Raw genomic sequence first — 14,824 nt, forward strand, 5'->3', positions numbered from 1 at the left:
CCTCCGGTTGACTGGGGTCACCGCTGAGAGACGGCGGGTTCTGGGGAGGTCACATGGCGAACCACCGTTTCGAGCTGCGGTCGGGCCGGGGCATCGGAGTCTCGGCGGCGGGCGATCCCGTCGCCGATCGGCTCGTCGTCTTCTGCCATCCCACGCCCGGAGCGGGCGGCTTCGACCCCGATCCGCTGGTGACCGGGCCCTGGGGCCTGCACCTGCTCATCCTCGACCGACCGGGGTACGGCGCCTCCGACCCCGTCGATCCGCGGCACGCCCGCGTGCAGGACCGGGCCGACGACCTCGCCGAGTACCTGCGCCGCTCCGAGCGGACCGCACGGGTCATCGACGGCGCCGAGTTCGGCAGCGTCGGCGTGGTCGGCTGGGGGTCCGGAGGCGCCTTCGCTCTCTCGCTCGCCGCCCGCCACCCCGATCTCGTCGACCGCATCGCGCTCGTCGGCACGCCCGCTCCTCCGCAGGCCGGCGTGCTCGTCCAGCGGACCGGAGCGTGGGAGCGCCGCGAGGTGCTGCCCGGCGAGGACGCGGGGACCCTCGCGGGCACGCTGCCGGAGGGTCCTCCCGGGCTCGACGCGCTCGGCATCGATCCCGAGGACCCCGTTCTCGCGGGCACCCGCGGACTGCGCAACCGGCTCGAGCGGATGCTCGGCGAGGGCTGGCGGCAGGGCCCACTGGGCGCCGCGACCGACCTCGCGGCCCTGCGCGACGGGAGCTGGGCCGACGAGCTCGACGCGGTGACCGCCTCGGTGCTCGTCGTGACCGGCGAGGACGACCCGGTCGCCGGCACGGAGGACGGCCGCTGGTACCGCGGTCGTCTCGCCGATGCGCGCACCGCGAGCGTCGCCGGGACGGGACGACTGGCCCTGGTGCGCGAGTGGCGGCGGATCCTCGACCACGTCGCTCCGCTCGAGCGCGGGGCGCAGGGCCGATGAGCCGCCCGGTGCCGCTCGGCGCGGGCCCGCGGATCCTGGTGGGAGCGATGGCGGTCTCGGGAGTCGTGCACCTCGTGCATCCGCGGACCTTCGACGCCGTGGTCCCCCGCGGGATGCCGGGCTCGGCGCGCGGGTGGGTCCTCGTCTCCGGAGTGGCGGAGCTGGCGTGCGCCGCGGCCACCGCCTGGCCGCCGACGCGCGCGATCGGTGGGATCGCCTCCGCCGCCCTGATGGCCGCCGTGTTCCCCGGCAACGTGCAGATGGCCCGCGACGCGCGGCGGCCGCGGACGCGCGCGATCACGCTCCTGCGCCTGCCGCTGCAGGTCCCGCTGGTGCTCTGGGGGCTGCAAGCGGCCCGGTCGCAGGGACGGTGACGCCCCTGCGCAAGCCCGCGCGCGTGCAGCTGACGTCCTGCTAGCTTCCGGGGATGAGCGACCAGACGGCGGACGATCGCCGAGACCAGCTGACCAGTGCCCCGCAGGCCACCGAGGCGGACGCGGCGCCGCGCATCGACGTGTCGACGACCGAGGCGGGCGACACGCGCATCGACATCCGCGAGGACGCCGCCGTGCGTCCCGGACGCGTCGAGGACGACGAGAGCGGCTCCGATGTCTGAGCCCCGCCGCGCCGCACTCGTCTACAACCCGGTCAAGGTCGACCTCGACTCGGTGAAGGCCGCGGTGTCGCGCGCCGAGGAGGCCGCCGGCTGGGCCGAGACGCTGTGGCTCGAGACCTCCGTGGAGGATCCCGGAGCCGGGCAGACCCGCGAGGCGATCGAGGCCGGCGTCGACATGGTGATCGCGGCCGGCGGCGACGGAACGGTCCGCGTCGTCGCCGAGGCGCTGCACGGCTCCGGCATCGCGCTCGGGCTCCTGCCCTCCGGCACCGGCAACCTGCTCGCCCGGAACCTGAACCTCACCCTCGACGACATCGACAACGCGCTCACGGTCGCCTTCTCGGGCGCCGACCGCGCGATCGACATCGGGATGATCGACATCGAGACCGACCACGGCCGCGACCGCCGCGCCTACGTGGTGATGGCCGGGCTCGGCATCGACGCGAAGATGCTCGCGAACACCGACGACGACCTGAAGAAGCGGGCCGGCTGGCTCGCCTACGTGGATGCGCTGCGGAAGGCCCTGCTGGACAAGAACCAGCTCGAGTTCCGCTACCGCCTCGACGGCTCGAAGGTCCGCAAGGTGCGCGCGCACACGATCATCGTGGGCAACTGCGGCGCACTGCCGGCGAACATCCTGCTGCTGCCGGATGCGGCCGTCGACGACGGCGAGTTCGACATCGTGCTGCTGCGGCCCGAGGGGTTCTTCGGCTGGGCCCAGATCATCTTCAAGGTGGTGTGGGAGAACGGCGTGCTGCGGCGCAGCGGAGTCGTGGGCCAGAAGCTCATGGGGCTCACCAAGGAGGTCTCGGCCCTGCGCTACGTGAAGGGCCGCGAGCTGGTCGTGCGCCTGGAGAAGGCGCAGGAGATCGAGCTCGACGGTGATCCGTTCGGGTCGACCTCGGCGTTCCGCACCTGGATCGAGCCCGGCGGGCTCACCGTGCGGGTCCCCGCGTAGGCGCCCCGGAGGCCGCCCGTCCCTCCGGGGGCGGGCGGTCTCCGTCGTTCCTATCGGCGGACCGGGTCGGCGTTCGGAGCCGACGCCTCCCCGACGAGTCCCGAGGCGACGACCGGGACGACGTACTCGAGCTGCGGAGTGGAGCGGCCGGGCTCGAGGGCGGGGCCGGACCAGGTGAAGACGTAGTCGACCGACCCGTCGGCCAGCGGGACCGCGGCGACGAAGCGCCAGCCCGATCCCGAGACGGCGGTGGGAGCGGCTCCGGCGTGCGCCGCGGCCGGATAGCAGACCCGAACCGAGAGGACCGGGACGGGCGCTCCGACCGAGGAGGCGTGCCAGTACTGGTTCTGGATCTGCACCTGCGTGACGGTGGCGGTCGGAGTGCTCCCGACCCACTGCGCGGACCAGCTGACGAAGGTGTCGAACGAGAGGGTCGCATCGGAGGTGCGCTGATCCGGGAGCGGCGCGGGCGGCACCTCCGAGGCGGCCGCCGCCGGCGTCGCGAGGGCGACGGCGACGACGGGAGCGCTCCAGACGGCGGCGCGGACGAGGGAGCGGCGGGTCGAGTGCGCGGGCGCGCCGGAGTGCTCCGGAGCGCGCGACGGCGCGCCGGAGTCACCCCTCACGGGGGTGCTGGGCATGCGGGATCTCCAGGGAAGAGGGTGTCTCGGGGGTGAGTGATCGCCGATCCGCGGCCGGGAGTTTCGGGTTCCCGGCCGCGGCACGCGAGAGGTTCGGGTTCTCGCGGTGAGGCGGTGCGCTCCGGCGCGGGCGGGGATTCGGGTTCCCGCCCGCGGGAGGCTGCTCAGCAGGTGCGGATCTGCAGCGCGGCTTCGGGTGCCGCACCCCATGCACCTGCATGGACATGGCGACCCTAGTGCGCGATCCGTCGCGGCGGCAAGGGAAAGGCGCGGTCCTGCCCCCGAATCGTCGCGTTTCTGGTAACTTTCCCGCCCTTCCGGCGAGATTTACGACGGAATCAGCAGTTCTGAGTGCACTCGGTCCGCGAGCCCGAGGAGGTGGCGCGGTGCCGCGCGCCCGCCGTCAAGCCACCGCGGACGGAAGCCCCCTTCCCGTACCTTTCCCCCATGGGCATCTTCGACCGGCGCGCCACCGCGCGCCCCGCCACCGCGCACACCGCACCCTCTCCCGCAGCCGCGTCCGCACCCGAGCCGGCTCCCGTGCCGGTGCCGCGCCGGACGGTGTGGTCCGACGGGCTGGGCCGGTTCGCCCTGCGGTGCCTCCAGGTGATCGTGATCCTCGCGCTCGCGTCGATCCTGGTCTTCGCGATGACGCAGCTCACCCTGGTGCTGATCCCGGTGATGATCGCGATCATCCTGGCGTCGGCCATCCATCCGCTGCTGGCGTGGCTGCGGCGCAAGGGCGTGCCGTCGATCCTCGCGACGTGGCTCTCGCTCCTGGGGCTGCTCGCGGTCCTCGGCGCGGTGGGCTGGCTCATCACGGTCGCCGTGCGCAACCAGTGGGACGACCTCGTGAACCGCGCCTCCGACGGCATCGCGTCGCTCCAGGACTACGTGCAGCACCTGCCGTTCGAGATCGACGAGCAGCAGATCGAGGACGCCCGCACGACGGTCGTCGACTTCCTCACCTCGAGCAGCTTCGGCTCCGGCGCCCTCGCGGGAGCCGCGGCCGCCGCCAACTTCGTCACCGGCCTCGTGCTCATGATCGTCGTGCTCTTCTTCTTCATGAAGGACGGTCCGAAGATCTGGGAGTTCCTCCTGCGCCCGTTCGTCGGCGAGAGCTACGACCGCGCCAAGCGCGTCGGCACCAAGGTGGTCGACGTGCTCGGCGACTACGTGCGCGGCACGGCGACCGTCGCGGCCGTCGACGCCGTCGGCATCGGGATCGCGCTGGCGATCATCGGCGTCCCGCTGGCGATCCCGCTCGCGGTGATCGTGTTCCTCACCGCCTTCATCCCGATCGTCGGAGCGACGGCCGCCGGCATCCTCGCCGCCCTGGTCGCGCTCGTGGCCAACGGTCCGATCCCGGCGCTGATCGTGATCCTCGTCGTCATCGCCGTCAACCAGCTCGAGGGCAACTTCCTCCAGCCGGTGCTGATGGCCCGCTCCCTCAAGCTGCACCCGCTGATCGTGCTGGTCGCCCTGACCATCGGAACCGTGCTCGCGGGCATCGTGGGCGCCGTTCTGGCGGTGCCGATCGCCGCGGTCGTCTGGGGCGTGATCTCGGTCTGGAACGGCCACGACCGCCCGGCCGAGCCGGCGCGGCAGAAGCGGCGCGAGACGGTCTGAGACTCCGCGTCAGGGCCGGCCGATGATGCCGTCCCGCAGCGCCTGACGCCGCAGGGCGATCCGCGTGCCGGCGTCGACACCCGCCTCGCGGTACTTCGCGCGGGCGCTGCGGAGGCAGCTGCGCGCCGCGTCCTGGGTGATGCGCAGCTGGGTCGCGACCTGCTTCAGCGACACCCCCTCGACGAACAGGCCGATGACCTGGCGCTCGCGCGGGGTCAGGGTGCCGATCCCATCGCCCTCGAGCAGGGCCCTGGTGCGGTCGGTGACGAACACGCCGCCGGCCGCGGCCGTCCGGATCGCCTCGATGATCACCTCCGTCGGCTCGCTCTTGACGACGTAGCCGCGAGCGCCCGCCTGCAGCGCCCGGCCGATGGTCTCGGCCCCGGCGTGCGTGCTGATGATGACCACCGCCGCTCCGGCCGCCCGCAGCGTGCGGATCTTCATCGCAAGGTCGAGATCGTCGCCGAGATCGATGTCGAGGAGCACGACATCGCTCGGGAACGCGGGGTGACCCAGCAGCGCCGTCCAGCTGGCCGCGGTCGCGACCACGTCGATCTGCGCCTGGGACCGGCGGATCCACTCCGACAGCGCGCGGAGCAGGATCGGGTGGTCGTCGAGGATCGCCAGGGTGATCGGCGAGGCGTCCTCGGGGCGGCTCGCGGGAGTGCTCACGGGGTCCTGCTCCTGTCGCGGGGGTTCTGCTCGAGCGAGTGCTCGAGGTGGACGGCGGTGCCGACGGTGTCCTGGTGCACGCGGTAGGCGCCCAGCTCGCCGAGGATGCCCCAGACCGCGGAGTCCAGCTCGCGCGGACGCGTGCCGAGCGCGGTCACTCCGATCGAGAGGATCGTCGGTCGCGGCGGGTCCCCTGCGCTCCGCACCGTGCGGAACACCGCCTCGACGCGCGGGCGCGACGGCGCGCTCGGCTCGGTCAGGAGCCACAGGACGGACAGCAGTCGCGCCCGGTCCGGCGGCAGGAGCGACGCGGCGAGCCGGTCCGGGTCGTCGAGCACGACCGCGCCCGAGAGGTGCGCGGACTCGTCCAGGGCGATGCGGAGCCACGTGCGGTCGTGGCTGCGGGCGAGGGCGCTGCGCAGCTCGTCGCCCAGCAGCCGGCCCTGCTCGCCCGTCCGCTCGTCGAGGTCTCCGGGCGCCGCCCCGCTGATCCGGGCGAGGAGCTCCTCCACCCGGCCGTCGATGCTCGCCAGCTCGGACGCCGCGAGGCTGCCCGGCCCGGTGCCCGGCGCGTCGATCATGCTGTCGGTGAGGGTGCGGTCGAGCTTGCGGTGCACGTGCTCGTCGACGGTCGAGAGGATCATCGCGCAGAACACCGTGGGTGCGACCGCCAGCAGCGTGATGGTCGTGCCGATCCCGGTGCCTCCGGGAGCCGTGACGCTCTGCACGGCGAGGGTCGCGACGCTCAGCCCGAGCAGCAGCCCCAGCGCCCCGTAGGTCCGCGACAGCGGATGGAAGGCCATCAGCCCGAGCAGCGTCGCCCCGATCCCCACGCAGATCGACGGGTAGTAGACCCCGGAGGAGCCCGGCCGCGCCGAGTCGGCGATCTCGAGCGCGAAGGCGGCCGCGTCGACGATCATCACCGCCGTGAAGGTGCGCAGCCCCAGCTCGCCGCGGCGGAGCAGGGCACTGACCGCCCCCGCGACGAACGCCGCGATCACGGCGAGCCACGCCGCTCCGGTCAGCACGCCCGCCGAACCGGCGTTCCACGACCAGGAGTAGGAGAAGACGCCGCGCACCATCACGAGGCCGGCGACCGTGAGGAAGCCCAGGCCCAGGTAGCTCGCGGTCAGCTGGTGGGTGCGCTGGATCTGCGTGCGCACCGCGCGCAGTGATCCCGGCCCCGTCTCGGCCGCGCGGACGAGGGCGAGGAGCGTGCCGCCGGGGCGCTCCGGCCCGCTCATCGCGGCACCCGCATCAGGACCGTGGTGCCGGCGCCCGGGGCGGAGAACACGCGGGCGTACCCGCCGACCGCCTCGAGGCGCCCGCGCACCGACTCCGCGAGGCCCAGCCGACCCGCCGGGACCGCGCGCGGGTCGAAGCCGGCCCCGGCGTCCGAGACGGCGACGCGGACCTCGCGCTCGTCCTGCTCGATCGTGACGTCGACCGCGCGGACCCCGGAGTGCCTCCGCACGTTCTCGAGGCACTCGCCCGTCGCCCGCGCGAGCGGCTCGAGGGCGTGCGCGGGGACGCCGCCGTCGCCTGCGTGCCACGAGATCTCGAGGCCGAGGGCGCGGTACCGGCGGTCGACCGCGGCGAACCGCTCGGGCAGCAGAGTGCAGGGCAGGTCGCCCGGCGCGTCCTGCGGCGGCTCCTCCGAGCGCTCGAGGCGCTGCAGGAGGTCGAGGTCGGCCGCGGCCCGCTCGCGCAGGGTCTGCGCCGGGACGCCCTCGCCCCGGTGCGCGACGAGGGTGAGGGTCGCCAGGATCGTGTCGTGCATCAGCCGGGCGTCGTAGCGGCGGCGGGCCTCGTCCTCGCTCGATCGCCGCTCCGCGTCGTGGGCGGTGCGGAGTCGCCGGGTGCCGATGTCGGCGCGCTCGACGCTCGCGGCGATCCAGCGCGCGATGGCCCAGCAGCCGGTCCAGCTCACGACGACGGCGAGGGCGACGAAGAAGGCGCGGCCGGACTCCCAAGTCGCGGCCGTGCTGAGCGCGAGCACCGGCACGAGCCCGGCGAGGGCGAACACGGGGAGCCGGCGGGAGGCGCCGAGCGCGAGCATCGGGGTCGGCAGGGCCATGGACGCCAGCATCGTGATGCAGCCGAGCACGGTCGGCGCGCGGAGGTCGAGGTCGGAGAGCACGAACATCACGAGGGCGGTGAGGCTCAGGGCGCAGGAGAGGGCCACGAGGCGGGCGCTGCTCGTGGAGCGCGCCCGACGGGGCAGGAGGACCACTCCGGCGGCGAGGACCAGCACGAGGAGGATCGGCACGGCGCGGAGGGCCTGGGCCGGCTCGAGCACGAGCAGGTGCACGGCGGAGGCGCCGGTGAAGACGCCCTGGGCCCGGCGGGCGCAGCGCAGACCCACCTCGGACTGCTCGCGGCGCAGGGCCGCGCGCTCCGGGGACGCGGGCGCGCCCGGGTCCGTCGAGGGGAGCATCGCCGTCGGGCCTCGCCGCTCTGCAGGCTCCCGATCGCGCGGGGGCCGCGCGGGACGGGGGCGGTGGAATGGGACTCGGGGCCGCCGACGGCGGCCCCGTGGACTGCATCGTCGCATACAGGAGGCGCTCCGTATCGGCCTCAGTTGTCGGGTTCCGCGCCGTGGAACGTCTCCTCCCGTCACGTTTCGGCCGCGGCGGTCGCGCCCGGCGCCTCCGATCCCGTAGGCTGAGGACATCTCCTGGGCGATCGCCCGAATTCCACGGCTGAGAAGTCACCACCACCAGCACGCACTCGCTGGAGACGACGAAGAGACTCAGCCCCTGATAGAGACCGCGCTCCCCCTCCAGATCGATCTGGTCCGGGAAGCACCGATCGACGGCATCGACCTCGATCCAGCGGTTCGAACGCCCGCCTCGCCGGCGGGTACCGCCCTTCACAGGACGCCGCGGAAGCCGCGACGTTCCTCGTTCGACCCCCGCCCCTCCGACTCCGTCGGAACGCGGGACGTTCTCCCCCGCGGAGGTCCCCTCCGCCCCCAAGACGACCCGAGCTGTTCCCGATCGACGCGTGTTTCATCCGCGCGGAGGAGGAACCGTTCGGGTACCGCACGCTCGTGCGGAATCTGACGACGCCCGCTCCGGCAGGCGTCATTAACACATAAGGAAAAGAAATGCCTACTGGCACCGTTAAGTGGTTCAACTCCGAAAAGGGCTTCGGCTTCATCGCTCCCGACGACGGAGGCGCCGACGTGTTCGCGCACTTCTCCGCCATCGCGAAGCAGGGCTACCGCGAGCTCGTCGAGAACCAGCACGTCGAGTACGACGTCGAGCAGGGCCGCAAGGGCCCGCAGGCCGCGAACATCCGCGGCGTCGGCGAGTAATCACCGACTCCTGACTTCTCCGGAGTCCGGTTCGCCGGTTCCTCAGAACTCGCAGCGCCCCGTCGGCCGTGATCCTCGGATCCGGTCGGCGGGGCGTTTCCACGTCCCCCGCGTGTCCGGATCCTCCGCGGTCACGCCTCCACTGAACGGTGGGTAGGCTCTCTCCGGGGCTCCCGTGGCCGAGCCCCGGCCCCCGTGAACGCACCGGGCGCCGCACGAAGGCAAGGTGGAGACCATGGGACGACTGATCTACGGACCGCAATCGCTCGAGATCGACTTCGAGGACCGGATGCTCGCGCACCTCAAGGTGGCGATGTTCACCAAGATGCGCCGCAACGAGTCGTTCAGCCTCTCGTGGGCCGAGCCGGAGTCGAGCGGCTACGGGCGCAGCTCGGTCTGGATCCATCCGGCCACTCCGCTGCACTTCCGCTTCTTCGGCAGCAAGAGGCCCGCGCTGAACCGCGCCTGGATCGAGCAGTTCGTCTCGAGCGCGAACAACACGGGCGAGATGCTCGTGGTGCCGGAGCCGCAGGAGGGCTGAGGGCCCTCCCTCGCTCGCGCGACGCGGCTCCGACGACCGCGGCACAGAGCACGCGGCTCAGACCACGCGACTCAGACCACGCGACTCACACCACGCGCGGTCGCGCCGTGTGCACCAGCTCGTCGTGCGGCAGACCCGCCAGGCGTGCGGCGACCTCGGCGCAGGCCTGGTCGTCCGCGCTCGCCGAGGCGTACTCCTCCGGCCACAGCGGCGTCAGGGTGACCAGTTCGACGTCGCCCGTGGCGAGCTCCATGCGATCGGGCAGCCGCGGGCTGCGCAGCCCCAGCAGCACTCCGACCGCGCCGTCGGCGTCGGCCCAGGCCGGCGGGGCGGCGGCGCCGTCGAGCCGGGCGACGTCGACGCCGGTCCGGCAGCAGACGCCCTGCAGTGCCGCGCGGCGGGCGGCTTCGTAGAGCAGGCGGAACTGCCAGTGGTTCCACAGATCGGCGGCCGGCACACCGCGCAGCGCCGAGCTCTCGAGGCAGAGCTCCAGGCCCAGCCCGGTGCCGGGGCGGCTCAGCCGGTCGAACGGGTCGCTCAACCCGTCGGTGGCGAGCACCACGGAGGAACCCCGCTCGACCCGGAGGAAGGCGCGGTGGTCGGTCGGCCAGCGGGCGCCGCCTCGCGTCCCCGGGTCCTCGGTCGAGACGACGACCGTGCGGTCGAGCTCGCCGATCCCGCGCCACACCTCCGCGCGGTCCTCGGCGACGGCCTCCGCCAGCGCCCGCCGCTCGTCCGGGGTCCAGCGGACCTCGCGGGTGCGGTTCAGGAACAACGACATGGGACTCCCCGTCCGCGCAGGAGGTCCCTGCGCTCCCGGCACGCTACGGGGCCAGCCGGGACGCGACCTCCGAGCAACCGGGGGAGAAGCTGGGTGTCGCTCCTGCGGGGGTGAGAGGTCAACCCCCTCCGCGTGTCGTCAGCCCAGCGGATTCACTCCGTTGGTGCGCCAGCGCTCGTCGGCGAGCTGGCCGGGAGTGCCCTCGCCGTCGTGCTCGCCCAGGGGCTCGGCCTCGCGGGCGGCCTCGGCGGGCACGGCGCCGAGCGAGGTCCCGCTGCCCTCCGCGGTGCTGCCGGGGGGCAGCAGCCCCTCCTCGTCCTCGGAATCGGAGACCTCGTCCTCGGCGGCGTTCTCGGTGCCGCTCTCGGCCATCGAGTCGTAGCCGTGGTCCGGGTCGCGGCTCTCCTCGGCGCTCGTGCTCTCCTCGACCTCGGCGTCCGCCGGGCGGACGTCGTCGGGTCGATCCGCGTCGGTCACCGGACCCGAGGGGTCGGCGCCGCTCTGTCCCTCGCCGGTCCAGCCGGAGAACTCGGGGCTCGTGTCTGCGCTCATGGGCGCCACGGTAGCACCGGGGCCCCCGGCGGCCGGAGGCCTTGCGGATCACCGGGAACCGCTCCCTCCCCAGCGCCCGGGGCGTGTCGGACACGGGATCGCCGTCGCGAGCACGCGAGGTCGTGATCGACACGACCTAGGCTCGAACGACGCGGCGGGCGCCGCACGGACGACGGGAGCACGATGCGACGACTCGGATACGAACGGTTCGGCGGACCGGACGTGCTCTCGTGGCGGGACGCCCCGGTGCCGATGCCCCGGCGAGGCGAGGTGCTCGTGCGCACCCGCGCGGCGAGCATCAACGCCACCGACGAGAAGATCCTCTCGGGCTCGGCCCGCGTGATGGCCGTCGGGCGGCCGCGGCCGCTGGGCTTCGGGCTCGACATCGCCGGGACCGTCGAGGCCGTCGGTCCCGGCCCGAGCAGCGTCTCGATCGGCGATCGCGTGGTCGGGATGACCCGCCACGGCGATGCCTTCGCCGATGCGTCCCTGGTGCGCGGCGGCTCCCTGGTGCCCCTGCCCGCCTCGCTCGACCTCGTGCAGGGCGTCACCCTCGCCATGTCCGGAGGAACGGCCGTCGGGCTCGTCGACGCCCTGCGCGTGCGCGCGGGGCAGAAGGTGCTGGTGGGCGGCGGCTCCGGCGCGATCGGCCAGCTGGCCGTGCAGCTGCTCGTCCGCGCGGGCTGCGAGGTCGCGGCGACGGGCTCCGCCGCCTCCGCCGACGTGCTGCGCGGGCTGGGTGCCGAACCGCACGACTACCGGGCCCTCGATCTCGGCGTGCTCTCGGGCCGCTTCGACGTCGTCGTCGACGTGTCGGGGCACCTCGCCGTCCACGACGCGGCGATCCTGCTCGCTCCGGGCGGGCGCGTCGTCACCCTCGTGCCGAACGGACCGGCGCTCGGCGCCCAGGCCGTCGGAGCGCTCCGCCGCGACCGGCCGAGCGTGCGGAACCTGATCGTCGTGGCGACCGCCGAGCGGATCGGGCGGGCGCTCTCGCTCGCCGCCTCCGGCGAGCTGCGCGCGGAGCCCGGCGCCGTGCATCCGCTCGAGGAGATCATCGACGTGCTGACCCGGCGCGCGGCGGGCACCGACCGCACGATCGGGAAGGTCGTCTTCACGGCCGACGGGTCGGCTCCGCTGGTCTGACGGGCGCGGATCCTCCGGAAGGGCGCAGAACAGTACCGGGAGCGCGGGCGCTCGACAAGCACCCCGAGGTCTCGGGCGGGCCCCGTCAGGATGGTCGCATGCCCGCAACCACCCGCTCTTTCCCGTACCCGCTCGGCGTCTCCCTCCGCGGCGACGACGGCGCCAACGTCGCCCTGTACTCCGAGACCGCGGACCGCGTCGAGGTCTGCCTCTTCGACGAGTCCGGAGCCGAGACCCGCGTCGCCCTCACCGACCGCACCGGACACGTCTTCCACGGCATCGTCCCCGGCATGGGCGTCGGCACCCGCTACGGCTTCCGGGTCGACGGCCCGTGGGACCCCGCGAACGGCCTGCGCCACAACGCGCACAAGCTGCTGCTCGACCCGCACGCCACCGCGATCGAGGGCTCCTACGCGTGGAGCGAGGACGTCTTCGGCCAGTACTACGAGGACGCGGACCGCCGCAACGACGCCGATTCGGCCGCCTCGGTGCCCAAGTGCGTCGTGACGGACCCCTCCTCCTTCGACTGGTCGGGCGACACCGCCCCGCGCATCCCGCTCGAGGACACGGTCGTGTACGAGGTGCACGTGAAGGGGTTCACGCAACTGCACCCCGACGTGCCCGAGGACGTCCGCGGCACCTACCGCGGCCTCGCGCACCCCGCCGCGATCAAGCACTTCACCGACCTGGGCGTCACCTCGGTCGAGCTGCTCCCCGTGCACCAGTTCGTGCAGGACTCGCACCTCGAGGAGAAGGGCCTGCGCAACTACTGGGGCTACAACTCCATCGGCTTCTTCGCCCCGCACAACGAGTACTCGCACGCCGGCGACGACGGCTCGCAGGTCGACGAGTTCAAGGCCATGGTCAAGGCGTTCCACGAGGCCGGCCTCGAGGTGATCCTCGACGTGGTCTACAACCACACCGCCGAGGGCAACGACAAGGGCCCGACGCTCTCGTTCAAGGGCATCGACAACGGCTCCTACTACCGCCTGGTGGAGGAGGACCGCGCCAACTACTTCGACACCACGGGCACCGGCAACAGCCTCAACGTGAGCCACCCGGCCGCGCTCGGGCTCATCATGGACTCGCTGCGCTACTGGGTGACCGAGATGCACATCGACGGCTTCCGCTTCGACCTCGCCACGACGCTGACGCGTCAGACCGGCGAGGCCGAGGTTCACAGCGCGTTCCTCGACCTGATCGCGCAGGACCCGGTGCTCGCCCCCGTCAAGATGATCGCCGAGCCGTGGGACACCGCGGGCTACCAGGTCGGCGGCTTCCCCGCCGACTGGTCGGAGTGGAACGGGAAGTTCCGCGACGACGTGCGCGACTTCTGGCACGGCGCCGACTCCGTGCTCGGCACGACCGCGCAGCGGATCCTCGGCTCGCCGGACGTGTACGAGGCCGACAAGCGCTCGCCGCTCTCGAGCGTCAACTTCGTCACCGCCCACGACGGCTTCACCCTCGCCGACCTCACCGCTTACTCGCGCAAGCACAACGCGGCCAACGGCGAGGACAACAACGACGGCGAGAGCGACAACCGCTCCTCCAACAACGGCGCCGAGGGCCCGACCGAGAACCAGGCGGTCAACGAGCGCCGCGACCGCATGCGCCGCAACTTCCTGGCGACCCTGCTGCTCTCGGCCGGCGTGCCGATGATCCTGGGCGGCGACGAGATCGCCCGCACCCAGGGCGGCAACAACAACGCCTACTGCCAGGACGACGAGATCTCGTGGTTCGACTGGGAGAACGCCGACCGCGAGCTGCTCGCCTTCACCCGCGAGCTGATCGCATTGCGCGCCGCCGAGCCGGCGCTGAAGCCCAAGTGGTTCCGTCGCGCCCCGGGCGACGGCGGCCCCGACACCGTCGACATCCTCCGCTCGGACGCCGAGGGCTTCGCCGACGAGGACTGGGACAACCCGGACGCCCGCTCGATCACGTTCGTGTTCACGCACGAGGGCAGCGCCTCCTTCGCCCTGCTGCTGAACGCGGCCGAGAACGGAGTCGAGTTCACGGTCCCCGAGGCGCCCGGCGCCGAGTGGGAGCTCGCCTGCTCGAGCGACCCGGACCAGGTCGTGTCGGGCGAGGTCACGACGCTGATCGTCCGCGACGCGTCGTTCACGCTGCTCCGCTCGGCCTGATGAGCACCGCCGGCCGGGCCTCGCGACGCCTCCGCTTCCGCGGGCGCATCGCGGGGTTCGGCACGGCGTCGGGCACCCGCCTCGTCCTGGGGCTGTGGGAGCGCACGCCGCTCGGCGCGTTCTCGGACGCGATGATCGAGCGGGCCGACGGGCACCGGATGCTCATCGCTCCGACTCGCGACGTCGCGGACCTGATCTCGGCGACGTACACCTTCGACGAGATCGTCGTCGCGCCCGTGTCGACCCGGCGGATCGCCGGCGGCCTGGCGGTCACTGCAGGTGGCCTGGAGGTCGCGCTGCAGCTGGGCGGAGTCACTCCGCTGGGCCGGCTGCTGCGGATCGTGCCGCGACCGGTCGCCGAGAGCCCCGTCTGGCTGACCGCGATCTCCCCCGTCGCGTCCCTGCTGGTCCGCGGTGTCCGCACCGCCGGCTCCGCGGGCGGCGGGCGGCGCGAGTACTACGGCGTGCGGACGATCCGGCGGGTGCGGGGAGTCACCGCGTCGCTCGACGGGAGCGATCTGGGGGGCCTGCGGCCGCTCACTCCGCCCGTGCGCTTCGGATTCTCGTCGGCGCCGGCCGAGCCCGCGATCGTCGACGTCACCACCACCATCGTGCTGCCGCGCGGTGGTGAAACCGCGCCCCGGCGCGACGAGGAGAAGGGAGCCGCTTCGTGAAGAAGGGCGACAAGATCAGCTGGAACACCTCGCAGGGCGAGACCCACGGCGAGCTGGTCGAGAAGAAGACGAAGGAGTTCCACTTCGAGGGCCAGAAGTTCAACGCCTCGGACGACGAGCCCTACTGGATCGTGCAGAGCGACAAGACCGACGCGAAGGCCGCGCACAAGGAGTCGTCGCTGACGAAGAAGTGAGCGCGGGCGGGCGGCG

17 protein-coding genes are annotated in these 14,824 nt (G+C 73.1%); 11 read left to right on the forward strand and 6 right to left on the reverse strand.

What is annotated here, in order from left to right; translation table 11 throughout:
* Positions 1–53: 53 nt before the first annotated feature.
* From LRG51_RS08515 to LRG51_RS08530, 4 genes are read left to right on the forward strand one after another with little or no spacing between them, the layout of a single operon-like run.
* Positions 54–944: an alpha/beta fold hydrolase gene (locus tag LRG51_RS08515; protein WP_055786270.1), complete on the forward strand. Its 891-nt coding sequence runs from the start codon at positions 54–56 to the stop codon at positions 942–944.
* A complete protein-coding gene (locus LRG51_RS08520; RefSeq protein WP_200930957.1) occupies positions 941–1,318 on the forward strand; it encodes a DoxX family protein in 378 nt (125 codons plus the stop codon). The genes LRG51_RS08515 and LRG51_RS08520 overlap by 4 nt, the downstream gene beginning before the upstream one ends.
* Positions 1,319–1,371: 53 nt before the next feature.
* On the forward strand, positions 1,372–1,560 hold the full coding sequence (locus LRG51_RS08525; protein WP_055786268.1) for a hypothetical protein: 189 nt from the start codon (positions 1,372–1,374) through the stop codon (positions 1,558–1,560).
* Positions 1,553–2,518 (forward strand): diacylglycerol/lipid kinase family protein, encoded by a 966-nt coding sequence (locus LRG51_RS08530; protein ID WP_055786265.1) that lies wholly within the window; start codon positions 1,553–1,555, stop codon positions 2,516–2,518. Before LRG51_RS08525 ends, LRG51_RS08530 begins: the two co-directional genes overlap by 8 nt.
* A 50-nt stretch (positions 2,519–2,568) precedes the next feature.
* Here the strand turns inward: LRG51_RS08530 and LRG51_RS08535 are convergent, their stop codons facing one another.
* The gene (locus LRG51_RS08535; protein WP_230672170.1) at positions 2,569–3,159 is read right to left on the reverse strand and encodes a hypothetical protein; all 591 of its coding nucleotides are present in this window, start codon (positions 3,157–3,159) and stop codon (positions 2,569–2,571) included.
* Positions 3,160–3,606: 447 nt separating this feature from the next.
* On the opposite strand from LRG51_RS08535, the gene LRG51_RS08540 reads away from it, so the two are divergent.
* Positions 3,607–4,788: an AI-2E family transporter gene (locus LRG51_RS08540; protein ID WP_230672172.1), complete on the forward strand. Its 1,182-nt coding sequence runs from the start codon at positions 3,607–3,609 to the stop codon at positions 4,786–4,788.
* 9 nt (positions 4,789–4,797) lie between these two features.
* Here the strand turns inward: LRG51_RS08540 and LRG51_RS08545 are convergent, their stop codons facing one another.
* From LRG51_RS08545 to LRG51_RS08555, 3 genes are read right to left on the reverse strand one after another with little or no spacing between them, the layout of a single operon-like run.
* Positions 4,798–5,460 (reverse strand): response regulator transcription factor, encoded by a 663-nt coding sequence (locus LRG51_RS08545; protein WP_230672174.1) that lies wholly within the window; start codon positions 5,458–5,460, stop codon positions 4,798–4,800.
* Complete coding sequence (locus LRG51_RS08550) at positions 5,457–6,704, reverse strand: hypothetical protein (protein ID WP_230672176.1); 1,248 nt, start codon at positions 6,702–6,704, stop codon at positions 5,457–5,459. The genes LRG51_RS08545 and LRG51_RS08550 overlap by 4 nt, the downstream gene beginning before the upstream one ends.
* Positions 6,701–7,897 carry a sensor histidine kinase gene (locus LRG51_RS08555; RefSeq protein ID WP_230672178.1) on the reverse strand — a complete coding sequence of 399 codons (1,197 nt, stop codon included), beginning with the start codon at positions 7,895–7,897 and terminating at the stop codon, positions 6,701–6,703. The genes LRG51_RS08550 and LRG51_RS08555 overlap by 4 nt, the downstream gene beginning before the upstream one ends.
* Positions 7,898–8,569: 672 nt before the next feature.
* Between LRG51_RS08555 and LRG51_RS08560 the strand changes: the two genes are divergently transcribed.
* Positions 8,570–8,779 carry a cold-shock protein gene (locus LRG51_RS08560; RefSeq protein WP_055786246.1) on the forward strand — a complete coding sequence of 70 codons (210 nt, stop codon included), beginning with the start codon at positions 8,570–8,572 and terminating at the stop codon, positions 8,777–8,779.
* A gap of 235 nt (positions 8,780–9,014) precedes the next feature.
* Positions 9,015–9,320: a DUF7882 family protein gene (locus LRG51_RS08565; protein ID WP_055788845.1), complete on the forward strand. Its 306-nt coding sequence runs from the start codon at positions 9,015–9,017 to the stop codon at positions 9,318–9,320.
* Positions 9,321–9,405: 85 nt separating this feature from the next.
* Here the strand turns inward: LRG51_RS08565 and LRG51_RS08570 are convergent, their stop codons facing one another.
* Together LRG51_RS08570 and LRG51_RS08575 are read right to left on the reverse strand one after the other, a co-directional pair.
* Entirely contained in the window at positions 9,406–10,101 is a 696-nt protein-coding gene (locus LRG51_RS08570) for a hypothetical protein (protein ID WP_230672180.1), read from the reverse strand.
* 138 nt (positions 10,102–10,239) lie between these two features.
* Positions 10,240–10,653: a hypothetical protein gene (locus tag LRG51_RS08575; RefSeq protein ID WP_230672182.1), complete on the reverse strand. Its 414-nt coding sequence runs from the start codon at positions 10,651–10,653 to the stop codon at positions 10,240–10,242.
* A 183-nt stretch (positions 10,654–10,836) separates the two neighbouring features.
* On the opposite strand from LRG51_RS08575, the gene LRG51_RS08580 reads away from it, so the two are divergent.
* The 4 genes from LRG51_RS08580 to LRG51_RS08595 all read left to right on the forward strand — a co-directional run bounded on the left by LRG51_RS08580 (position 10,837) and on the right by LRG51_RS08595 (position 14,808).
* On the forward strand, positions 10,837–11,799 hold the full coding sequence (locus LRG51_RS08580) for a quinone oxidoreductase family protein (RefSeq protein WP_230672184.1): 963 nt from the start codon (positions 10,837–10,839) through the stop codon (positions 11,797–11,799).
* 98 nt (positions 11,800–11,897) lie between these two features.
* Entirely contained in the window at positions 11,898–13,940 is a 2,043-nt protein-coding gene (gene glgX / locus LRG51_RS08585) for a glycogen debranching protein GlgX (protein ID WP_230672185.1), read from the forward strand.
* Entirely contained in the window at positions 13,940–14,614 is a 675-nt protein-coding gene (locus tag LRG51_RS08590) for a hypothetical protein (protein ID WP_230672187.1), read from the forward strand. The genes glgX and LRG51_RS08590 overlap by 1 nt, the downstream gene beginning before the upstream one ends.
* A complete protein-coding gene (locus LRG51_RS08595; RefSeq protein WP_055786225.1) occupies positions 14,611–14,808 on the forward strand; it encodes a DUF2945 domain-containing protein in 198 nt (65 codons plus the stop codon). The genes LRG51_RS08590 and LRG51_RS08595 overlap by 4 nt, the downstream gene beginning before the upstream one ends.
* Positions 14,809–14,824: the final 16 nt, after the last annotated feature.

This window comes from Rathayibacter sp. Leaf248, assembly GCF_920939495.1.
Lineage (GTDB): Bacteria > Actinomycetota > Actinomycetes > Actinomycetales > Microbacteriaceae > Rathayibacter > Rathayibacter caricis.